At 71.0% G+C, this 20,849-nt stretch carries 18 protein-coding genes; 13 read left to right on the top strand and 5 right to left on the bottom strand.

Annotation, left to right across the window (positions count from 1 at the left end; all coding sequences use genetic code 11):
• Positions 1–6: 6 nt before the first annotated feature.
• Complete coding sequence (locus ACIP67_RS19825; protein ID WP_401693207.1) at positions 7–1,515, bottom strand: cellulose binding domain-containing protein; 1,509 nt, start codon at positions 1,513–1,515, stop codon at positions 7–9.
• 234 nt (positions 1,516–1,749) lie between these two features.
• Positions 1,750–3,072, bottom strand: coding sequence for a radical SAM protein (locus ACIP67_RS19820; RefSeq protein ID WP_401693205.1), 1,323 nt, complete (start codon positions 3,070–3,072; stop codon positions 1,750–1,752).
• Between the two features lie 146 nt (positions 3,073–3,218).
• Here ACIP67_RS19820 and ACIP67_RS19815 point away from each other — a divergent pair, with 146 nt between their 5' ends.
• The 8 genes from ACIP67_RS19815 (at position 3,219) to ACIP67_RS19780 (ending at position 13,461) form a co-directional block, all read left to right on the top strand.
• Complete coding sequence (locus ACIP67_RS19815) at positions 3,219–4,463, top strand: FAD-binding protein (protein WP_401693204.1); 1,245 nt, start codon at positions 3,219–3,221, stop codon at positions 4,461–4,463.
• Between the two features lie 147 nt (positions 4,464–4,610).
• Positions 4,611–5,861 carry an ROK family protein gene (locus ACIP67_RS19810; protein WP_401693203.1) on the top strand — a complete coding sequence of 417 codons (1,251 nt, stop codon included), beginning with the start codon at positions 4,611–4,613 and terminating at the stop codon, positions 5,859–5,861.
• A gap of 245 nt (positions 5,862–6,106) precedes the next feature.
• Entirely contained in the window at positions 6,107–7,369 is a 1,263-nt protein-coding gene (locus ACIP67_RS19805; RefSeq protein ID WP_401693202.1) for an ABC transporter substrate-binding protein, read from the top strand.
• A 20-nt stretch (positions 7,370–7,389) separates the two neighbouring features.
• The gene (locus tag ACIP67_RS19800) at positions 7,390–8,355 is read left to right on the top strand and encodes a carbohydrate ABC transporter permease (protein ID WP_401693201.1); all 966 of its coding nucleotides are present in this window, start codon (positions 7,390–7,392) and stop codon (positions 8,353–8,355) included.
• Positions 8,352–9,242 carry a carbohydrate ABC transporter permease gene (locus tag ACIP67_RS19795; protein ID WP_401693199.1) on the top strand — a complete coding sequence of 297 codons (891 nt, stop codon included), beginning with the start codon at positions 8,352–8,354 and terminating at the stop codon, positions 9,240–9,242. Before ACIP67_RS19800 ends, ACIP67_RS19795 begins: the two co-directional genes overlap by 4 nt.
• Positions 9,243–9,311: 69 nt before the next feature.
• Positions 9,312–12,200: a glycoside hydrolase family 2 TIM barrel-domain containing protein gene (locus tag ACIP67_RS19790; RefSeq protein WP_401693197.1), complete on the top strand. Its 2,889-nt coding sequence runs from the start codon at positions 9,312–9,314 to the stop codon at positions 12,198–12,200.
• Between the two features lie 175 nt (positions 12,201–12,375).
• Complete coding sequence (locus ACIP67_RS19785; protein ID WP_401693195.1) at positions 12,376–12,903, top strand: hypothetical protein; 528 nt, start codon at positions 12,376–12,378, stop codon at positions 12,901–12,903.
• A gap of 63 nt (positions 12,904–12,966) precedes the next feature.
• Entirely contained in the window at positions 12,967–13,461 is a 495-nt protein-coding gene (locus ACIP67_RS19780; RefSeq protein ID WP_401693193.1) for a hypothetical protein, read from the top strand.
• Positions 13,462–13,464: 3 nt separating this feature from the next.
• Here ACIP67_RS19780 and ACIP67_RS19775 read toward each other — a convergent pair whose 3' ends face one another.
• Complete coding sequence (locus tag ACIP67_RS19775) at positions 13,465–13,647, bottom strand: hypothetical protein (RefSeq protein WP_401693292.1); 183 nt, start codon at positions 13,645–13,647, stop codon at positions 13,465–13,467.
• 87 nt (positions 13,648–13,734) lie between these two features.
• On the opposite strand from ACIP67_RS19775, the gene ACIP67_RS19770 reads away from it, so the two are divergent.
• Entirely contained in the window at positions 13,735–15,054 is a 1,320-nt protein-coding gene (locus tag ACIP67_RS19770) for a jacalin-like lectin (RefSeq protein ID WP_401693191.1), read from the top strand.
• Positions 15,055–15,154: 100 nt separating this feature from the next.
• Here ACIP67_RS19770 and ACIP67_RS19765 read toward each other — a convergent pair whose 3' ends face one another.
• On the bottom strand, positions 15,155–16,282 hold the full coding sequence (locus ACIP67_RS19765; RefSeq protein WP_401693189.1) for a hypothetical protein: 1,128 nt from the start codon (positions 16,280–16,282) through the stop codon (positions 15,155–15,157).
• Between the two features lie 312 nt (positions 16,283–16,594).
• On the opposite strand from ACIP67_RS19765, the gene ACIP67_RS19760 reads away from it, so the two are divergent.
• Complete coding sequence (locus tag ACIP67_RS19760) at positions 16,595–17,206, top strand: TetR-like C-terminal domain-containing protein (protein ID WP_401693188.1); 612 nt, start codon at positions 16,595–16,597, stop codon at positions 17,204–17,206.
• Positions 17,207–17,293: 87 nt separating this feature from the next.
• On the opposite strand, the gene ACIP67_RS19755 is transcribed toward ACIP67_RS19760, so the two are convergent.
• On the bottom strand, positions 17,294–18,640 hold the full coding sequence (locus tag ACIP67_RS19755; protein ID WP_401693187.1) for a tetratricopeptide repeat protein: 1,347 nt from the start codon (positions 18,638–18,640) through the stop codon (positions 17,294–17,296).
• 150 nt (positions 18,641–18,790) lie between these two features.
• On the opposite strand from ACIP67_RS19755, the gene ACIP67_RS19750 reads away from it, so the two are divergent.
• The 3 genes from ACIP67_RS19750 to ACIP67_RS19740 all read left to right on the top strand — a co-directional run bounded on the left by ACIP67_RS19750 (position 18,791) and on the right by ACIP67_RS19740 (position 20,800).
• Positions 18,791–18,976 carry a hypothetical protein gene (locus ACIP67_RS19750; RefSeq protein ID WP_401693186.1) on the top strand — a complete coding sequence of 62 codons (186 nt, stop codon included), beginning with the start codon at positions 18,791–18,793 and terminating at the stop codon, positions 18,974–18,976.
• A gap of 535 nt (positions 18,977–19,511) precedes the next feature.
• The gene (locus ACIP67_RS19745; protein ID WP_401693185.1) at positions 19,512–20,633 is read left to right on the top strand and encodes a radical SAM protein; all 1,122 of its coding nucleotides are present in this window, start codon (positions 19,512–19,514) and stop codon (positions 20,631–20,633) included.
• Positions 20,630–20,800: a hypothetical protein gene (locus ACIP67_RS19740; RefSeq protein WP_401693184.1), complete on the top strand. Its 171-nt coding sequence runs from the start codon at positions 20,630–20,632 to the stop codon at positions 20,798–20,800. The genes ACIP67_RS19745 and ACIP67_RS19740 overlap by 4 nt, the downstream gene beginning before the upstream one ends.
• The last annotated feature ends 49 nt before the right edge of the window (positions 20,801–20,849 follow it).

Genomic DNA, 20,849 nt, shown 5'->3' with positions numbered 1-20,849 from the left:
TGCCGCTCAGGACGCCGTGCAGCCGACCCCGTCGAGGCTGAAGTCGTACGGTGCCGTGTTGCGGTCCTGCCAGGAGGCGAGGAAGCCGAAGGAGAGGGAGCCGCCGGCGGGGACGGACCGGTTGTAGTCGGCGGCGGTCGCGGTGACGCGGGAGCCGTCCTGGGAGAAGCCCGCGTCCCACATCTGGTCGACCCGCTGGCCGTCGCGGAAGGACCAGGCCACGCTCCAGGAGCTGAGGGCCCGGTCGGTGGTGACGGTGACCGTGGCCTGGAAGCCGTCGGGCCACTGGTTGACCAGGTCGTAGCTGGCCGTGCAGCCCACCGTCTCTCCGGTGCCGCCGGCGCCGGCGGTGGACGAGGTGGTGCCCTGGGGTTCCGGGTCGGGGTCCGTCGTCGTGGGCGAGCCGGTGCCCGAGGAGGCGGAGGGGGCAACGGAGCCGGTCGACGGGTCCGGGGAGGCGGAGGGGGACGACGGGCCGGGGGCGACGGCCGACGGCGAGGCGGAGAAGGAGACGGCGGGGCCGGCGACCGGGCTGCCGCCGGTGGGCGCGCCGCCCTGGGCGGAGCTGTCGCCGCCACCGCCGGACGGCATCAGCGTCACGGCGAGGGCCAGCGCGGAGACGACGCCGGCGGCGAGCAGCAGCCCGCCCCGCCGGACGCGTGCCCGGCTCGCGGCGGCGTCCGGCGCGTCGCCGTCCGGGTCGGGCGCGTCGGGGCGGCCGGCTCCCAAGCGGACCTCGGCGGCGCGGCGGCGGCGCTCCAGGTAGGCGAGGCCGCCCCAGCCGATGACCCCGCCGGCCAGGGCGGCGGGCAGTCCGCCGCCGTGCAGGCGCAGACAGGCGGCGGCCTCCGCGCACTCCACGCAGGTGGCGAGGTGCCGGGAGAGGTCCTCGGGGGTGTCGGCGACGGGCGAGCGGGTGACGGCGTCGAGCAGCCGGACGTAGCTGCGGCACTCGGCGTCCATCGGCGTGTCGAGGTGGTTGCGGTGGCAGCGGTCCCGGAACAGGCCGCGGACCTGGTTCAGCTCCTCCGTCGCGGCGGCCGGGTCCAGCCCCTGCCGGCGGGCGACGGCCCGCAGCGGCAGCGCCTCCACCTCCGCCAGCCACAGCAGCGCCGCGTCCGGCTCCTGCATGTCGCGCAGCCCGCGCAGGGCGATCGGGCGGCGCAGGGGCGGCCCGGTGTAGCGTGCGGCCTTCTCCGAGTTCAGCCACAGCCGTAGATCGGGGTCGAGCCGGTGTCCCTGGCCCTGCGCCTCCCAGGCGGCCGCCGTGGTGCGCACGGCGGTCAGCAGCAGGGGGATCCGGGGCAGCCGGGACGCGCGGCGGCCGACGCTGTGCCGGGACCCGTCCTCGGCGGCACGGGCCTCACGGATGCCGAGCGCGAACGCCTCACGGGCCAGCTGGTTGGCCGCGGTCGAGCCGGACGTGCACAGGTCGGCGTACGACAGCACGGCGTCCCAGCACTCCGAGAACAGCGCGGCCTCGGCGGCGTCCTTCGGGGTCGGCAGGTCGGGCATGAGTCTCCTGCATCCACAGGCGAGGTCAACTCACCTTGAACGCAATGGAGTTGGGGGGAACCTCGCGGCAGGGGCAGAGCTTTTCACATGTCCCGCACAACTGACAAGCGCCGTGTGCGGATGTCCGGACAGCCCGGCCGGGCCCCGGCGGCTCCCCCACCCGGGCCGCTCCCGAGCCGCTCGGGCCGCTCCCGGGCCGCTCCCCGGACCGGCTCGGGCCGCTCCCCGGGGCGGCTACCGGAGCTCCGACGGCTCCTTCGCCGGCAGGCTGTCCATGAAGGAGCTGACCGAGAAGACGGCGTGGCCGGGGCCGGGCGGGCCGTAGCCGGGCGGGGAGGAGAGGCCGAAGTCCTCCATCGTCTGCCGGTACGCCTGGAGCAGCCGGATGTGGTACTCCAGCGGGGCGCCCGCCGGGTTGGCCTTGCCGAGCGGGGTGGTGGGCTCCGGGCACCAGGTGGTGAACCGGGGGGTGATGCCGTGCGACATGAAGAAGCGCAGGCCCTCGGTGGTGGAGGCGATGGCCTCGTCGACCGTCTTGAAGCCGAACGGCTCGGCCATCTCCACGCCCGCGACGAAGTTGGGGATCACGTTGCGCGCGCCGAAGATCTCCGCCGAGTCCAGGATCCGCTTGTGCCACTCGTCGCGGCCGACGTACCTCTCCTTGCCGGGGCAGTACATCTTGAAGAGGTACTCGTCCCACACCTCGTAGTTGGGGTGGTAGATCTGCACGCCGTGGTCCTTGAACCGCTGGACGTCGTCCTTCGGCAGCGCCTGGGCGACGACCTTGCCGATCCAGCGTCCCGGGAAGCGCTCCTCGATGGCCTTGGCGTAGTGGCCGTAGAAGTCGGCCTCGTCGCGGCCGGCGACCGTCTTGGTGATGGCGCCGCCGGTGAGGGTGTAGGCGGTGGACGCCTTCGCGGTGTCGTACCGGTCGATGATCTCGAGGGCCTCCAGCACCTCCTCGACGTCCTTGACGCCCGTGTAGGGCCGGCCGGCCGCCTTGTGCTGGCGCCAGTTGTGGTTGATGTCGCAGTACTGGCACTCCTCCTTGGCGCCGAAGTACTGGCAGACCCGGAAGACGGTGAGGTAGATCAGGTAGCCCCACTGGATGGTGGGGGCCACCTCCATCACGGACTTCCCGTTGGAGAGGGTGTGCCGGTAGTACTCCGGCATGGGCGGCACGCCGACGTCGGCGATCCGCTTCCCGTCGAGGTAGAGCCCGAGGAGCCCCTCGTCGTCCGCGGCCACCCGGTACGGCGAGGAGGGATTGACGCGCACCGACACGACCGTCCGGCGCAGGTCGTAGGGGCCGCCGGTGAGGATGATCTCCTCCGGGGGGCGCCGCAGCGCGGCCTCGCCCAGTTCGGGGAGGGTGCCGTGGTCGAAGGAGAAGATGAAGTACGACTTGGGCTTGACCTCGCCCGACTCGTTGTCGCTGAGGGCGGAGGGGTCGAAGGCCACTCCCCCGCGCAGCAGGTCCTCCTTGAAGACCGCCTCCCGCGGCACGTGCGGAAAGCGCTCCATCAGATCCTCGACCAGCGCGGTACGGCTGCCCATCCGTCTCTCCTCCCGGCTCAGGCGTACGACTCCTCACGGTATGCCCCTGCCCCGCGGGAGGTGGGGGCGGGGGGTCCCATGTCGCCGGCACGGTAGGTTCACCTGGGAATACCGGGTTCTGGTTCTCCTCGGGGAAGGGCGACGGCATGGGCGAGACCGTGACGAACTGGGCGGGCAACATCACCTTCGCGGCCAAGGAGCTGCACCGGCCGCCCACGCTCGGTGCGCTGCGCGCGCTCGTGGCGGGGAGCGCGCGGGTGCGGGTGCTGGGCAGCGGGCACTCCTTCAACGAGATCGCCGAGCCGGGCGACGGCGGGGTGCTGCTGTCGCTGGACGCCCTGCCCGTGGAGGTCGACGTCGACACGGCGGCGCGGACCGTACGGGTCGGGGGCGGCGTGCGCTACGCCGAGCTGGCGCGGCGGGTCCACGCGCACGGGCTCGCGCTGGCGAACATGGCCTCGCTGCCGCACATCTCGGTGGCCGGGTCGGTGGCGACCGGCACCCACGGATCGGGGGTGCGCAACGGGTCCCTCGCGGCCGCCGTGCGGGAGGTGGAGATCGTGACGGCGAACGGGTCCACGGTCGTGATCGGGCGGGCGGACGAGCGGTTCGGCGGGGCCGTGACCTCGCTGGGCGCCCTGGGCGTCGTGACCGCGCTGACCCTGGACCTGGAGCCGGCCTTCGACGTCGAGCAGCACGTCTTCACGGAGCTGCCCCTGGCGGAGCTGGACTTCGAGACCGTGGCGGCGGCCGCGTACAGCGTCAGCCTGTTCACCGACTGGCGGGCGCCCGGGTTCCGGCAGGTGTGGCTGAAGCGGCGCGCCGACCAGCCGCTCGCCGGCTTCCCGTGGGCCGCGCCGGCCACCGAGGCGCTGCACCCGGTGCCGGGGATGCCCGCGGTCAACTGCACCGAGCAGTTCGGGGTGCCGGGGCCGTGGCACGAGCGGCTGCCGCACTTCCGCGCCGAGTTCACCCCGAGCAGCGGCAGCGAGCTCCAGAGCGAGTACCTGATGCCGCGGGAGCACGCCGTCGACGTGCTGCGCGCGATCGACGCGATACGCGCGACGGTCGCCCCCGTGCTCCAGACGTGCGAGGTGCGCACCGTCGCCGCCGACGAACAATGGCTGAGCCCGGCGTACGGACACGACTGCGTCGCCGTGCACTTCACCTGGGTCGAGGACACGCGGGCCGTGCTGCCGGTCGTACGGGAGCTGGAGGCCGCGCTGGAGCCGTTCGCGCCGCGCCCGCACTGGGGCAAGGTCTACGCCGTGCCGGCCGGCGTGGTGCGCGGGCGGTATCCGCGGATCGGCGACTTCCGGTCCCTGGTACGGGAGCTGGACCCGGCGGGGGCCTTCACCAACGCGTTCGTCGCGGACGTCCTCGGCGGCTGAGGAACGCTGCTGGGGAACGGGCGCGCCGGACTTCGTACAGCCCCTTTCTTAAGGCCTTGTCGAACGGTGTCCGCACGCCATAGCCTGACGCCGCGCCGGTGCCCGACCGCTCCGGCGCGGCCGCACGGACGGGAGGGGGGCTCCCCGGTGAAGCGCACGTCACGCGACATCCGCACCGCGAACCGCTACGAGGTGCTGCGCCAGATCATCGCCCGGTCGCCCACCTCCCGACAGGAGCTGGCCGCCGCCACCGGCCTCAGCCTCGCCACCGTCGCCACCCTCGTCGGCGAGCTGCTCGACCTGCGCATGATCACCGAGGTCGGGTTCGAGGACTCGGCCGGCGGCCGCCCGCGGGGCCTCGTCGCCGTCGACACGTCCGGGGGCACGCTGATCGGCGTGGACATCGCGGAGACGTACGTCCACGTCGAGCTGTTCGACCTCGCGCTGAACGTCCTGGCCCGCGCCGAGGAGGACATGCGCCCCGGGGAGAGCCGGCCGGAACAGGTGGTCGGCCATGTCGCCGCGGCCGTCGGGGCGGTGACCGCGCGGGCCGGCGTGGAGCCGGCCCGGGTGCTGGGCGTCGGGGTGAGCGTGCCGGGGCAGGTGGACCGCTCCACCGGCGTCTGCGAGTACGCGCCCAACTGGGACTGGCACGACGTGCCGCTGCTCGACCTGCTCTCCGCACACCTCGCCCACCCGCTCCACCTGGACAATCCGCTGCGCGCCTGCGCCGTCGCCGAGCTGTGGTTCGGGGCCGCGCGCGGGCACGGCGACGCCGTGGTCGTCAACCTCGGGACCGGGGTCGGCGCCGGCCTGGTGCTGGGCGGCGGGGTGCACCGGGGGGTGAGCAACAGCGCCGGCGAGTGGGGGCACACCACGCTCGTCCTCGACGGACGACTGTGCCACTGCGGCAACCACGGCTGTGTGGAGACGTACGTCGGCGCGCCGGGCATCATGCAGAACCTGCGCGAGATCGGCCCGCGCAGCCCGCTGCTGCACCCCGAGGACCAGACCGCCACGGTGGACGCGCTGGCCCGTGCGGTCGCCGCGGGGGATCTGGTGGCCGTCAAGGTGGTCCGGGACACCGCCCGTTACCTGGCGGCGGGCATCGCCGACCTGGTCAACCTGCTCAACCCCGAGGTCGTCGTGCTGAGCAGCTGGGTCGCCGCCCGGCTCGGCGAGCCCCTGCTCGACGAGGTCCGCGAGGCCGTCGCCCGGCACGCACTGCGCCGGCCGCTGGCCGCGACCGCCATCGTCCTCTCCCCGATCCCCGGCGACCCGGTCTGCCTGGGCGCGGCGACGTTCGCGCTCGAAGGGGCGTTGCAGTCCGTCGGGCAGCGGAGCGCGCAGCGCACCGCCGACGCCGGCCTCAAGGGCCGCGGCAGGCAGGGTCCCTGACCCGGCGGCAGCGCCCCGGACGGTTCCCCCGCGCCCCGGCACCGGGCCCCGCTTTCCGGCCCCCGACCCCCACCCCGTCACGTCCGGTATCCCGAACGTCACACAACGCTTCGAACCGCCTTCGTCCAACCCCTTGCCGAAGCCTTAGCCGAAGGTTAACGTCCCGCACCGCAACGCCTTTCCGAGCCATCTGGCGCTGATGCCGTACAGCGCGCCGCAGCCGTACTCGAGACAAGGACGTCACCATGCCGGCACCGATCAACAGCAACCGGTCCCGCCGATCGCTCCTGCGGACCGCCGCGGGCCTGGCCGCCGCCGGCGCGCTGACCGCCTGCGGGAGCAACAACGGCCGGGGCGGCGGGAGTGCGGGCGGCGGACTCGTGCAGTACTTCCACGCGTACGGCGAAGCGGGCACCGAGCAGGCGATCAAGAAGTACGCGGCCGCGTACGACGGGGCGAAGGTGACGACCCAGTGGATCACCGGGTCGAACTTCGAGAGCAAGCTCTTCGCGAGCCTGCTCACGGACAACGCGCCCGATCTCTTCGAGTTCCACCCGCAGATCCAGCTCGTCAAGAGCGGTCAAGTGGCGGACCTCACCGACCTCGTCGAGCCGGTCCGGGACGACTTCAACCAGGCCGACATCCGGTCGCACACGGTCGACGGCAAGGTCTACGGCATCCGTATGATCGACGACCCGCAGTTCTTCTTCTACCGCAAGTCGCTGCTGGAGAAGGCCGGCGTGGGCGTTCCGCAGACCCTCGACGAACTGATCGCGGCCGCCGCCGAGCTCACCACGGACAAGGTCAAGGGCGTCTACCTCGGCAACACGCTCCAGGCGGTCATCCGCCCGATGATCTGGGCGGCCGGCGCCGACACCCTCGACGCCCAGAACCGGCCCGCCTACCACACGGACGGGGTCGTCGAGGGGCTCGGGAAGATGCGCACCCTGTTCACCAGCGGCGACCTGCTCCTCGACGCCCCGGCCGACTACTGGGACCCGTCCGCCCTCAACCAGGGCCTGACCGCCATCCAGTTCTGCGGCATGTGGGCCATGCCCGCCCTCCAGCAGGCGCTCGGCGACGACCTCGGCGTCTTCCCCTTCCCGAAGGTCACCGCCGCCGGCAAGCCCGCCGTCTACAACGGCGGCTGGTCGATGTTCGTCAACGCCAAGAGCGACCGGGCCGAGGAGGCCAGGGAGTACGTGAAGTGGCTGTGGATCGACCAGAAGGAGTACCAGGAGGACTGGGCGCTCTCCTACGGCTTCCACATCCCGCCGCGCACCTCGATCGCCGGGTCCGCCGACAAGCTCACGTCCGGCCTGGCCGCCGACGGCGTCCGGCTCTTCACCGAGTACGGGCACTTCGACAACATCGGCTGGACCCAGGCCATGATCAAGGCGACCGAGGACGTCTTCGCCGACTGCGTACGCAAGGACGGCGACCCCGAGGCCTCGCTCGACACGTGCGACAAGGTCGTCGGCGCCGAACTCGACAAGCTCTTCGGATAGCCCGGCGGACGGACCACGCCATGTCGACGACCAGCACGCGCGGCCCCGCGCGCCCCGCCCCGGCGAAGACCGCCGCGGGCCGGTCGCGGCGCGGGCCGCGGCGCAGCGGCACCCTCGCCTTCTGGCTCTTCACCGGCCCGTTCCTCACCGGCCTGCTGATCTTCGTCTACGTCCCGATCGGCTGGAGCCTCTGGCTCAGCTTCTTCGAGGCCCGCTTCACCGTCACGCCCAGCACGTTCGTCGGGTTCGACAACTACCGGTACATGCTGGAGAACGGCACCTTCACCGGCGCCCTCGTCACCTTCACCGTCTTCGCCGCGATCATCGTGCCCACCACCTGGGCGCTCTCGCTCGGGCTGGCCCTGCTGGTGAACCGGCTGCGGTTCGCGCGGGCGTTCTTCCGGTCGGTCTTCTTCCTGCCGACGGCGTGCAGTTACGTCGCCGCCTCCCTGATCTGGAAGATGTCCCTGTTCAACGGCGTCCGCTTCGGCCTGGCCAACACCGTGCTCGGCTGGTTCGGCGTGGAGAACATCGCCTGGCTCGCCGACCCCGACCCGCCGTGGTACTGGCTGGTCATCGTCAGCGCCCGGCTGTGGCTCCAGTCCGGCTTCTACATGATCCTGTTCCTGGCCGCGCTCCAGAACATCCCCGGCGAGCTGTACGAGGCGGCCGCCCTGGACGGCGCCCGGCCCGGCTGGCAGACCTTCCGCCACATCACGCTGCCGCAGCTGCGGACGACCTCGACCGCCGTGATCCTGCTGCTGCTGATCGCGGCGTACCAGGCCTTCGACGAGTTCTTCAACCTGCTGTCGAAGACCACCTGGGGACGGCCGCCGCTCGTCGAGCTGTACTACACGGCCCTGGGCGACAGCCAGGACTACGGCGCGGGCAGCGCGGGCGCGGTGATCCTCACCCTGCTGATCGTCGTCGTGACCCTGTTCCAGGGCAAGGTCATGGGCTTCGGAAGAGGGGAGGGATCCCGGTGACCGCCACCGCACCCGAGGTGGGCGAGGCCGCTCCGGCCGCCGCGCCGCGCCGTACCGGCCGCCGCGGGGTGATGGGCTCCGCCGGCCTGTACACGGCCGTCGGCGTCGCCGCCCTGCTCTTCCTCGTCCCGTTCTACGTCCTCGTCCGCAACGCCCTCTCCACGGACCCGGAGATCACCGGTGAGGAGTGGGCGTTCTTCCCCACCGACATCCAGTGGGGCAACGTCACCGAGCCGTTCGACGACCCGACGGTCGACTTCGGGCGTGCCCTGTGGAACTCGCTGGTCGTCGGTGTGCTGCACACGGCCGGCACCCTGCTGGTGTGCTCCCTGGCCGGCTACGGACTGGCCCGGATCCCCTACCGGCACGCCGACAAGGTCTTCTACGCCGTCCTGTTCACGCTGATGGTGCCGACGGCCGTCACCTTCGTGCCCGGCTTCGTCCTGGTGTCGTCCCTCGGCTGGATCGACTCCTACCGCGGTCTGATCATTCCGGGCCTCTTCAGTGGTTTCACCTGCTTCCTCTTCCGGCAGTACTTCCTGGGGTTCCCCAAGGAGCTGGAGGAGGCGGCGCGCGTGGACGGACTGAACCACTGGGGGGCGTACTGGCGCGTCGTCGTGCCGAACTCGCTCAACTTCTTCGCCGCCATCGCGACGATCACCTTCATCAACGGCTGGAACTCCTTCCTGTGGCCGCTGGTCATCGGCCAGGACCCCAGCGCCTGGACGGTGCAGGTGGCGCTGTCGTCGTACATGACCAACCAGACCGTCAACTACCACCTGATCTTCATGGCCACGGCCCTCTCCCTCCTGCCCCTGCTGCTCGTGTTCCTCTTCCTCCAGCGCTGGCTGGTGCAGGGGATCGCCCGGACGGGCATCAAGGGCTGACGACCACCCGGCGCAACCCACGACCCACACCTCACGACTCACACCTCACGACTCACGACCTGGAGACCGATGTCTTTGCGCACCACCTTCCCGTCCGCCGGCTACGTCGAGGACGTCTCGCCGGGCCGAGGGGCCCTCGCGCCCCGCGCCTGGTACGCCTCGTCGGACGCGAAGTCCCTGTCCCTGAACGGCAGCTGGCGGTTCCGCCTGTCGGCGACGGCCGACGCCGAGGACGACTCGTTCGCCGCGGAGGGGTACGACGCGGCCGGCTGGGCCGAGGTCACGGTCCCCGGGCACTGGGTTCTCCAGGGGCACGGCGCCCCGATCTACACCAACCACCTCTACCCGTTCCCGGTCGACCCGCCGCACGTCCCGACCGAGAACCCGACCGGCGACCACCTGCGGGTCTTCGACCTGCCCGACGACTGGCCCGACCTCGCCGACGGCGGCGCCGTCCTGCGCTTCGACGGCGTGGAGTCCTGCGCCCGGGTGTGGCTGAACGGCACGGAGATCGGCGAGTTCAAGGGCTCGCGGCTGCCGCACGAGTTCGCGGTCGGCGAGCTGCTGAAGGCCTCGGGCAACGTGCTGGCGGTCCGGGTGCACCAGTGGTCGGCCGGCTCCTACCTGGAGGACCAGGACCAGTGGTGGCTGCCGGGCATCTTCCGTGACGTGACGCTGCTGCACCGGCCCGCGGGCGGTGTGCGCGACTTCTTCGTGCACGCCTCCTACGACCACGTCACGGGCGAGGGCACCCTGCGCGTCGACTCCGACGTCGACGGACGGGTGACCGTGCCCGCGCTGGACATCGATGTCGTGACGGGCGCGACGGTGACGGTGCCGGTCGAGCCGTGGAGCGCCGAGACACCCCGGCTGTACGACGGTGAGCTGGTCACGGCGGGCGAGCGGGTCCCGCTGCGGATCGGGTTCCGTACGGTCGTCCTGGCGGACGGTCTGATCCGGGTGAACGGCAGGCCCGTCCTGTTCAAGGGGGTCAACCGGCACGAGTGGCACCCGCGCACGGGCCGGGCGCTCGACCTGGAGACCATGCGCGAGGACGTGCTGCTGATGAAGCGGCACAACGTCAACGCCGTCCGCACCTCCCACTACCCGCCGCACCCGGCCTTCCTGGACCTGTGCGACGAGTACGGGCTGTGGGTGATCGACGAGTGCGACCTGGAGACGCACGGCTTCGTCGAGCAGGACTGGCGGGACAACCCCGTCGACGACGACCGCTGGACCCCGGCCCTGCTGGACCGCGCCGCCCGCATGGTCGAACGGGACAAGAACCACCCGTCGGTGGTGATGTGGTCCCTGGGCAACGAAGCCGGCACCGGACGCGGCCTGACCGCGATGGCCGAGTGGATCCACGCCCGCGACACCTCGCGCCTCGTGCACTACGAGGGCGACCTCGACTGCCGCGACACGGACGTCTACTCCCGCATGTACGCCTTCCACGAGGAGGTCGAGCGGATCGGCCGCGGCCTCGACGGCGGCACCCTCAGGCGGCGCTCGCTGCCCTTCGTCCTCTGCGAGTACGGCCACGCCATGGGCAACGGCCCCGGCGGCCTCGCCGACTACCAGCGGCTGTTCGAGGCGCACGAGCGGATCCAGGGCGGCTTCATCTGGGAGTGGATCGACCACGGCATCGAGGACGAGCGGTACGGCTACGCCTACGGCGGCGACTTCGGCGAGGAGCTGCACGACGCGAACTTCGTCTGCGACGGCCTGCTCTTCCCCGACCGCACCCCCTCCCCCGGCCTCGTCGAGTACAAGAAGGTGATCGAGCCGGTCGCGATCGTGGGCGACGGCGCGGCCGGCACCGTCCGCGTCACCAACCGGCAGGACTTCGCCGACCTGTCGGCGCTGGCCTTCGAGTGGGCGTTCCAGGCGGACGGCGAGACGGTCGCGTCGGGCCCGCTGCCGGTGCCGGCGCTCGCGGCGGGCGAGTCGGCGGAGGTGAAGCTGGGTCAGCCGCCGGAGGGCGTCCGGGCGGGAGCGGAGACCGGGTGGACGGTGCGGGCCGTCCTGGCCGAGGACACGGCGTGGGCGCCGCGCGGCCACGTGGTGGCGTGGGGCCAGGTGCCGGTCGCGCCGCGGGCGGTGCCGTCGGTGGCCGCGACCGCCGCTCCGGTGACCGACGGGGGTGTGATCACGCTGGGCCCGGCCGTCTTCGACGCCCGCACGGGCGAGCCGCGCGCCATCGGCTCCGTGGCGGTGGCCGGGCTGCGGCTGGACGTGTGGCGGGCGCTCACCGACAACGACGAGGGCGCGGCGTGGCAGTCCGACGTCCGGTACGGCGAGCTGTGGCGCAAGCTGGGGCTGCACCGCATGCGGCACCGGGTGGACGCGGTCGAGCCGGGCGAGGACGCGCTGACGGTGCGGACCCGGGTGGCGCCGGCCGGCTGGGAGGTGGGCCTTGCGACGGTGTACCGGTGGACGTCGGACGGGACCCGGCTGCGGCTGGAGGTGTCCGTGACCCCGCAGGGCGCCTGGACGGTGCCGCTGCCCCGGCTCGGGGTGCGCCTCGGGCTGTCCGGGGCCGACGCGGTGACCTGGTTCGGCGGCGGCCCCGGCGAGGCGTACCCGGACACCCGGTCGGCGTCGCGGGTCGGCCGCTGGCGGTCGACCGTCGACGGCCTCCAGACGCCGTACGTCCGTCCGCAGGAGAACGGCGCCCGCGCCGACGTGCGCTGGGCCGAGCTCGGCGGGCTGCGGATCGAGGGCGAGCCGGAGTTCTGGTTCAGCGCCCGGCGCTGGACGACCGAGCAGCTGGACGCGGCGCGGCACCGCACGGACCTGGTGCCGGGCGAAACGGTGTGGGTCAACCTCGACCACGGCCAGCACGGCATCGGCTCGCAGTCCTGCGGTCCGGGCCCGCTGCCCCGCTACTTCCTGGACGTCGCGCCGGCCGCGTTCTCCTTCGTGTTCTCGCAGACCGGCCCGGACGTGCGCGCCTGACCCGGTCCCGGGGCCGGCCGCGCACCGCCCGGCCGGCCCCGGCTCCCCCGCCCCCGACGTCCTGGCCGTCGACCGCTGTCCCGGCCGTCGCGGGATGGCCGAAACCATGGTGGTCGCCGTACGCCGGTCCCCGGCGGAGCCATCACACCCGGCGGTCCGGGGAAGGATCGACCGCATGACCGATTCCGCCCTGTGGATCTCCTCGTTGACCGCGGGTACGGCCGTGCTGGCGAGCTGGGTCACCAGCCGTGGCACCGCCCGCGCGGCACAGATCCAGGCGCACACCGCCGAACGGACCCAGCGTGCGGTCCGGGTGAGCGAGGCACGCCGGACGGCCTATGTCAGCCTCATCGAACAGGCCCACAAGATGGCCGAGTTGTACTGGAAGGTTTCGGACATCCACGCGGCGGCGGCCCCCCGGAGCGAACAGCTGCCCGCCCTGAAGGAGGTCAGGGCCGGTCTGCGCGAGGAGTACCCGAAGCTGCGGCACTTCATCTGGGTCATCACCCTGGAAGGGCCCGACGAGGTGGCCGAGGCGGCGGAGAACCTGCGGCTGTCGACCAGGCCGCCGTACCGGGCGCTCGAAGCGGCCATCACCGGGGACCCCACCGCCCTCTCCTCGTTCGACCAGTACTACGACCCCTTCTGGCTGTCGCTGACGGACTTCGTCACCCGGGCCCGTTCGGCGGTCCACGGGCTGTAGGACGGGCAGGGCCGCACCGACCGGGTGGACCGGCCGTGCGGCGGCCTCCGCCGGTGGTGGAGGATGACCGCCATGGACGGCTACGACGGCGCCCCGCGCCCCCGCGAGGTCCGGCCCGGCGAGTACCCGCTGTGGGACCGGGCGCTGGACCTCGTCAACCGGGACCTGGCCGCACTGCTGCCGGGCACCGGCCCGCTGCGCCTGCTGGCCCTGCCGCCCTGGGCGGCGGAGGAGGACGAGGACCCGCGCGAGCACGTGTACGTGGCCCTGCCCGACGGGCGGTGGCACGGCAACGACCTGTGGCACGGCTCCACGGCCTCCGTCGCGGCCGCGAGCGCCGAGGTGGCGGAGGCCGCTCAGGAGACGGTCATGGGGGTCCTGTGGCAGGTCTGGCCGGTCTGCGCCGAACACCGCCTCGGGATGCACCTGAGCCAGGACGAGGACCCCGCGGTGTGGTGGTGCGCGGGCGGCGAGCGGGACCCGGCCCATGCGCGGGCGCCGGTGGGCGGGTTGGACGCGCCGCGCCGCCCGCGCGGGGACCGCCGCGAGCGTCCGTGAAGGTCAGTGGTCCGCGCAGCAGGGTGTCGGGTCGGGCACCTCGAAGGGGACGAGGGTGCCGCCGACGGGCATGGCGGTGAGGACCGGTTCCCCGTCGTGCCACTGGGGCCGCACATGGTCCCGGGTCACCAGCCGGACGTCCGGCGGGACGCGTCCGGCTCGCCCCTTCTTCCACTGTTCCCTCAACTGCCCCTGGCCCTCACACTGTTGGCCATCGCACGCGAGCAGTGTTCATCTTCCCGTCCGTTCCCCGCGTCCCCCGGAGCTCCCCCCATGAGACGACTCCTCGGCGCCCTCGCGGCCGCCGCCCTGGCCCTCACCGGCCTCGCCGGCACCGGCGCGACACCCGCGGCGGCCGCCGCCGGCGGCACCTTCACCGTCCTGACGTACAACGTGGCCGGCCTGCCCGAAGGCCTGAGTTCCGGTCACCCGGCGACCAACACCCCGCTGATCTCGCCCCGGTTGGGCGCCTACGACCTCGTCAACGTCCAGGAGGACTTCAACTACCACGCGGCGCTGTACGCGGGCGACGACCACCCGTACCGTACGGCCACCAGCGGCGGGGCCGGCATCGGCGACGGCCTGAACACCCTGTCGGACCTCCCCTTCGAGGACTTCGAGCGCGTCCGCTGGAACGACTGCACCGGCACCGACTGCCTGACCCCGAAGGGCTTCACCCTGGCCCGGGTCCGCCTCGCGGAGGGCGCGTTCGTGGACCTCTACAACGTCCACACCAACGCCGGTGACACGGACGAGGCGCTGGCCGCCCGCCGCGCCAACGTCCAGCAGCTGTCGGACTTCGTCCAGGACAACTCCTCCGGCAACGCGGTGATCGTGATGGGGGACACGAACACGCGCTACACCCGCGCCGGGGACAACATCCGCACCCTCGTCACCGAGAACGGCCTGACGGACGCGTGGGTGGACCTGGTGAAGGGCGGCACCCCGCCGGCCCAGGGCGCGGACGCGCTGCTCTGCCCGGCCACCGCGCCGCCGGACGACTGCGAGGTCGTCGACAAGATCCTCTACCGGAGCGGTGCGCTGCTCTCCCTGACGGCGACCGGCTACCACAACGAGTGGGCGGCCTTCCTGGACTCCGCGGGCGGCAACCTCTCCGACCACTTCCCGCACACGGCCGGCTTCTCGTACACGCTCGACCCGGAGCTGACGGCGAGCGACTTCTTCGGCGGCCCGCACGGCACGGCGTTCAACGACGCGGACGACCTGCCGGCGACCGTCTCCCCCCGCACCCTGACCCTGAGGGGCGGCGCACGCCTGGACGCGGTGTCCCTGACGCACGACGGCGGCACCTCCCTGACCCACGGCGGCACCGGCGGGACGGCGGCGTCCCTCACCCTCGGGGCGGGCGAACACCTCACGAGCGTCCGGCTGACCCAGGGCCAGAAGGACGACCGGACACGGATCTTCTCGGCGTCCTTCACCACGGACCGGGGCCGCACCCTGTCGGCCGGCACGGCCACCGCGGATACCAGGACCTTCACCGCTCCGGCGGGCCGGCAGATCGTGGGCTTCACGGGCCGCGCGGGCGACGAGGTGGACAAGCTGGGCGTGGTGTACGCGCCGATCGGCTGAGCTGTACGCGCCGATCGGCTGAGCCCGGCGCGTACCCGGGGAATCCGTCCGGGCCGCCCGGTGAGGGCCGTCCGGACGGAGCCCGCCGCCGGGGCCGCGGTCAGACGCGGGACACCGTCCCGCAGCCCTCGAAGGCGTCGGCGCCGACGTCCTTGCTGCGGTCGTACGGGTCGGTGGCCGGGCCGGAGGGCCGCGGACCCGTCGGCTCGGCGGTCGCGAACTGCGGGTGCAGGAAGCCGTCGTGGACCTCACACGCCGAGTTGGCGAGGTCCTGGTCGTAACTGCGGACGAGCAGCCGGCCGGACGTCACCTGGTAGCGCGCCGGGTCGGCGAGTTCGGCGTCGATCACGCGGCGCACGATCGTGCGGGTGACCTCGGTCGAGCCGTCGGTGCGGACGACCGGATAGACGAAGGTGTAGTCGGCGTGCACGGCGACGCCGCCGTACTCGCCCTTCCCGAAGGTCATACGGCCGCGGGTCTTGACCACGTCACCGACGAGCCGGACCTCCTCGGGGTCGAAGCGGCTGAACAGCTCCAGCGGGTCGTGGGCCTCGTCCGGGGCGCTCAGGGAGGTGTCCAGGTGCTCGACGAGCTCCGGTTGCAGGGGGTCGAGCACCGCGAACGCGGCCGTGGGGCGTCCGCCGCGCAGCGTCTTCTCGTCGAGGTTGGCGCCGACCAGCAGTTGCCTGGTCAGGCGCAGCGCCTGTGCGACCCGCTCCTCGGAGACGGAGCCCACCGCCCGCGCGGCCGGCAGGACGACACCGGCCTCGCCGTCGGCCCAGTCGAGGGCCGGGGAGCCGGCGAACGGCCGGTCGAGGGTGGGGGTGTCCTCCGGGGCCTCGGCGGGCGGCCCGGTCGGCGCGGCCGTCTCCGGGGGCAGGGGCGAGGCCGCGACGGCCTCCGGCTCCCCCGCGCCGAAGAGGTCCCCGGGCAGCAACGACGGCTTCAGCGCCACGGCGAGCAGACCGAGCGCCGCGGCCACGCCGAGGACGGACCAGACCTTCCGGCGCCGAGCGGCCCGTCCGTCCAGCTCCCGCCAGGCGGGCCCGGTTCGCCATCCCTCCGGCTCACCCTGCCGCCGCAGCCGCTCGGTGACCATGCGGGCGCGCGCCGACGGCTCCTTGGGGGCGGAGTCCGCGCCGCGTTCGCTCTCCTCCAGGAACGCGCGCAACGCGTCGTCGGACAGGGACGAACCGCCCTCGGGCTCTTCGGGGGATCTGCCGACCACGCTGCTGTGCTTCCTTCCTCCGGCCGGGTTCCACCGACCGGGTTCCACTGACCGGGTTCCTCCGGCCGGGTTCCTCCGGCCGGGTTCCTCTGACGGGGAGTGAGGCCGGGAAGAACCGCCCACCCCGAAATGATCAGGAGTGGGGACGATCTAAGGGTTGTGCGGGTGGAAGCACAAGACGTTCACAGGTCTCCTCCGGGGCGAAGTGAGCATGATCACGTCACAACTGCCGCGAAGCGACAGCTTCCCGGCACCCTCTAGGATTCCCCTGACCTGCCCAGAGACCCCGTTCCCCTACCAGTGAGGGACCCCATGCCCCGAGCCGGCCTCACCGTCGACCGCCTGGTCGCGGCCGCCGCCGATCTCGCCGACGAGGTCGGGTTCGACAACGTCACGCTCTCCGCGCTGGCCCGCCGCTTCGGCGTCAAGGACGCGAGTCTCTACTCACACGTCAAGAACCTCCAGGACCTGCGCACCCGCGTCGCACTCCTCGCCGGGGGCGAGATGATCGACGCCATCGCCGAGGCCGTCGCCGGGCGCGCCGGCCGGCAGGCGCTCGCCGGGTTCGCCGGGGCCTACCGGGAGTACGCGCTACGGCATCCGGGACGGTACGCCGCGACGCAGATCCCCGTCGACCAGGCCGACCGGGACCTCGTCGCCGACGCCCCCGCCTTCCGCCGCACCACCGAGATCACCTACGGCATGCTCCGCGCCTACGGCCTGGAGGAACCCGACCTCACCGACGCCGTCCGCCTGCTGCGCAGCACCTTCCACGGCTACTGCGCCCTGGAGGCCGGCGGCGGCTTCGGCGCACCCCGCGACGTGCGGCGCTCGTGGGAGAAGGCGGTCGACGCCCTGCACACGGCCCTCGTCCACTGGCCGCGCGAGGAGGAAGAAGAAGAAGAGGAGGAAGGGAAAGGCTGAGCCCGTCTACTGGTGCGCCCAACTACCATGAAACCCCCGCACTTGTTGCATTCTATGATGCAGCGAGCATCGGGAGTCTTCACGCGTTCAACGGGGAAGCAGTCTGGCCGGGGTTACCAGGCGGCCTCGCTCGAAGAGGTCTCGGGCGGCACTGTTCTTAAGGTGCGGCCTAAGGCGACTGTACATGGCGGAGATGCTGCGATCGCACTGCCCGGATTGCACTAGTGGATAGACATCCAGGACTCGTCCCCACGTCTCACAAGCCGCTTCGAGGTGGCCGACTTGCAGTTGCCGCTCGGCCAGCATGGACAGATAGCGGACACTGGTCCGCCGGAATACGGTGGGGCGCAGCTTGTCGGACTCCTTGAGTGAGGCGATGGATCCTGCTACGTCGCCCAACTCGTAGCGCACTTGACCGACGTGGTAAGCCAGCGAAGAGGGATTGTAGGAGCCGAACGTTTTGGACTGCGACTCGGCTTTCTCCATGGCTACCTCAGCTTCATTAAGGCACCGCAGAGCCGTTCGGTCGTCGCCCTCCTGCGCAGCCGCATGTGCTTGCTGTCCCGCAAGAAATGCACGCATCCTGGGGCCCGCCTGAGGAGACGCAGCGGCTGCCGCATCTGCAAGCCTCAGCGCCTCAGCGCTGTGACCCAAGTCGACTGCCTGGACACTCATTCCGCGAAGAGTAGTGCAGTACGTCAAGTGATCCTCTGCGGCACCGGCCAATTCCAGTGCTTTGAGGTAATACCGCTGCGCTATTCCATGTACACCCTCATCAACAGCCATGTAGCCAGTGAGATACGAAAGATCCGAAGCAGCAGCCATCATGGCCTTGCGGACATGCTCTGGAGCGTCGGCGCGCAAGTAGGGGACCACGGCGTTGACCATGTATGCGGCAGCCAAGGGACGCGCTGTCCGTCCGCCGAATTGATCGTCCAGATCTGAGAGCCGTTCGGTCATTGCAATAACTGACTGAACGTCCGGCATCCCTATACGCTGCACCTTTCCTTTATGGACGGCCTCCATCCGTCCCATCACGTCCGGCCAATTGGGCACGGTGAGGGCGACAGAGAAAAGACCGGCCCCCAGAACACTCCGACGGGACGGATCCATGTCGCGCCTCCCCAGGTCAAGTAGTCCTTCCGCCGTACCGGAGAGGTAGCTCGACGATTCGGCAGGAGGCTGAGGAAAGCCCGCTTCGCTGTGCGTGATCGGACGGCCGAGTTTCCGCGCCAGAGCTTCCAGAATCAGCGGCCGGACGTCCTCCTTCGGCATGTGCCCATTGAGCCACTGGTGCACCGATGGCTCTCGGTATCGGAGCGGCGTCCCGCGTTGCGTCCCCAAGCGGTTGACCTCCTGCGCGAATTGTCGCAGCGTCCACCTGGTCTCCCTGTGCAGCCGCTCAAGCTCCGCGTTCGGTTCCCGATGGGCCACCACTCCTCAACTCCCCTCACCGCGAAGCCACTTAAAGCTCTTAAGTCCTGCCGCTGTTGCAACAGTACCGCTCGGCGTAGCGGGGCGGTTGTCTAGCTAGAGCGAGCAACGAGCAGCGCAAGGGACGAGGCCACAGTGAAGGACCCCGACATGGATCACGAGTTCGCCCGTGAGACAGACGGTATGAATCAGTTGACCGCCCTGATGCAGGCGGGTGGGTTCTGGCGGCTCGCGCCGGAGTGGGTGCCCCGGAGCGGCTACGCATCGCCCGCATGGCCGGTGCTGCTCCGGGTCCGGGACGGGCTGGAGCGCAGGAGTCGCCGTGAACAGTGTTGAGAGGCCACGTGAGCACCCACGCGTGTGGGAGCCGGGGGAGGTCGTGCACGACACAAGCTCGGGCCGTGTGGGGCGTGTCATGGGCCACGTCGGCCCCCACTACCAGCTCCGTCCGCTGAACGGCGGCAGGGAGTGGGAAGCTGAAGCCGATGACATGCGTCCGGCCATACAGTCCGACGCCCTGAGCGATGCGGTGGCCGAGGTGAACACCCGCACGCGCCGAGGCCTCTGAGTGTCGGACGAGAGCACCACCGGCCCGTTCGCCGGCCCTCCGTATGCGAAGAGTCCCGCAGGTTGGTGGACCGAATATGGGGAAGCGCTGGACGTCAAGTCTGGAGTGGTCTGCTTCCCGCCCGGTTCCCAACACGTTCCGTGCCGTCTGGAGTCGTGCAAGCACGGATGTCGAGAACCGGATACCTGCGGTTTCATCATCGGAACGGCAATCAGAATCCCCGCCTCTGCCGGATCCCACCGAATCTTCCCCATGGGAAGACATTCAGTGCAGGGGCGGGTTCCCAAATCCCGGAGGAACCCTATGCACCAGGTGATCGCCAGTCCGCAGGGTGACAAGTTCATCATCGCGCGCCCCGGAGCGCGTAAGGGGGTACATGTTCCGTTCGCCATGCATCGAGAACTTGCCGATGCCGTGGCCGGCGGTCAGGCGGTACCGGGGCGGCTTGCCGACGCCGCGCGGCAGGCATGGGGGATCGACCTTGCTGGGTGCCCGGCCAAGGGCACTGTTCTGGTTCGCCCCCTCACTCCACTGAATTACAGCCGGGCAACATGGGAAATCAACAAGGGGTGCAACTTCAACTGCGAGCACTGCTACCTTGCCGAACGAAAATTTGAGGGCCTGTCGCGCGAAGACAAAGATCGGCTTCTCTTAATGCTCCGCGACGCGGGTGTTCTCTGGCTCCAGTTCACCGGGGGTGAGCCCACCATTGACCGCGACTTCACTCACTCCTACCGAACGGCCTACGGGCTTGGAATGCTCATCGAACTTTTGACGAACGGGTCTCGACTGCACCGGCCGGAAACCATCGGGCTTCTTACCGCGATGCCCCCGCACAAGGTGACAGTTTCCCTCTACGGCGCGTCTGACGAAAGTTTCGATTCCCTTACCCGTAAGCCGGGCGCTTACAAGCTGCTCCTGAAAGGGCTCAAGGCCGCCAAAGAGGCGGGCGTGTCACTCGAACTCGCATTGATCGTCACCAAACATAACGCGCACGAAATTGAGGCCATGCGAGAAATCGCAGGTGAGTACGCGGCGACGTACATCGAATACGCGAATATCTCGCCCACCTATGACGGCAATCCGGAACCGCTCGCCGCTCAGGCTCCCGGCTTTCTGGACCGGTCCACGGTCTTTCAGGGATGCCCGGCCGGCCACACTTTCTTCCACGTGGATCCCCACGGGTTTGCCACCATGTGCAAGGTAGGTCGCGAGAATCCTGTAAGTCTTATGGCTGAGGGACTGGACGGCCTTTCTCGTCTTCCCGCCATTGCAGATACCCAAATGCTTCGCTCCGGTGGCTGTAGCGGCTGCCGACTCTCGGCAACCTGCCGGGTCTGTCGGCCCCTTGCCAAGGCGTACCAGGCGGCGAAGGCACCACTGAACACCTACTGTCAACACGGAAACGGAGACGACACAGCATGAGCGCCGTAGCAGTCGAGATCACTCCCCGTCCGCCGCTGGGGCTGGTTCCGGCCCCGGCCGACCAGCCGAAGACCTATGAACCCGTCGGGCTGGTCATCGTGGACGACGTGGAGTCGCTGACCGAAGGCACCGTGCCGGGGTGCAACGACGACAACCCGTACCGGTAGCCACGCCGATACAAGCGCGGTCCGTGCGGGCTCCGTGGCGTTCTCACGC

This window comes from Streptomyces sp. NPDC088812 (genome assembly GCF_044750285.1).
Lineage (GTDB): Bacteria > Actinomycetota > Actinomycetes > Streptomycetales > Streptomycetaceae > Streptomyces.
This window is presented reverse-complemented; position numbering and strand designations above follow the sequence as displayed.

Excerpts from the sequence above, each read along its gene's own strand:
- ACIP67_RS19770 (WP_401693191.1), top strand. The coding sequence starts at position 13,735 with ATGAGACGACTCCTCGGCGCCCTCGCGGCCGCCGCCCTGGCCCTCACC.
- ACIP67_RS19750 (WP_401693186.1), top strand. The coding sequence starts at position 18,791 with ATGGATCACGAGTTCGCCCGTGAGACAGACGGTATGAATCAGTTGACC.
- ACIP67_RS19800 (WP_401693201.1), top strand. The coding sequence starts at position 7,390 with ATGTCGACGACCAGCACGCGCGGCCCCGCGCGCCCCGCCCCGGCGAAG.
- ACIP67_RS19825 (WP_401693207.1), bottom strand. The coding sequence starts at position 1,515 with ATGCCCGACCTGCCGACCCCGAAGGACGCCGCCGAGGCCGCGCTGTTC.
- ACIP67_RS19745 (WP_401693185.1), top strand. The coding sequence starts at position 19,512 with ATGCACCAGGTGATCGCCAGTCCGCAGGGTGACAAGTTCATCATCGCG.
- ACIP67_RS19805 (WP_401693202.1), top strand. The coding sequence starts at position 6,107 with ATGCCGGCACCGATCAACAGCAACCGGTCCCGCCGATCGCTCCTGCGG.
- ACIP67_RS19760 (WP_401693188.1), top strand. The coding sequence starts at position 16,595 with ATGCCCCGAGCCGGCCTCACCGTCGACCGCCTGGTCGCGGCCGCCGCC.
- ACIP67_RS19785 (WP_401693195.1), top strand. The coding sequence starts at position 12,376 with ATGACCGATTCCGCCCTGTGGATCTCCTCGTTGACCGCGGGTACGGCC.
- ACIP67_RS19790 (WP_401693197.1), top strand. The coding sequence starts at position 9,312 with ATGTCTTTGCGCACCACCTTCCCGTCCGCCGGCTACGTCGAGGACGTC.
- ACIP67_RS19820 (WP_401693205.1), bottom strand. The coding sequence starts at position 3,072 with ATGGGCAGCCGTACCGCGCTGGTCGAGGATCTGATGGAGCGCTTTCCG.
- ACIP67_RS19780 (WP_401693193.1), top strand. The coding sequence starts at position 12,967 with ATGACCGCCATGGACGGCTACGACGGCGCCCCGCGCCCCCGCGAGGTC.
- ACIP67_RS19740 (WP_401693184.1), top strand. The coding sequence starts at position 20,630 with ATGAGCGCCGTAGCAGTCGAGATCACTCCCCGTCCGCCGCTGGGGCTG.
- ACIP67_RS19815 (WP_401693204.1), top strand. The coding sequence starts at position 3,219 with ATGGGCGAGACCGTGACGAACTGGGCGGGCAACATCACCTTCGCGGCC.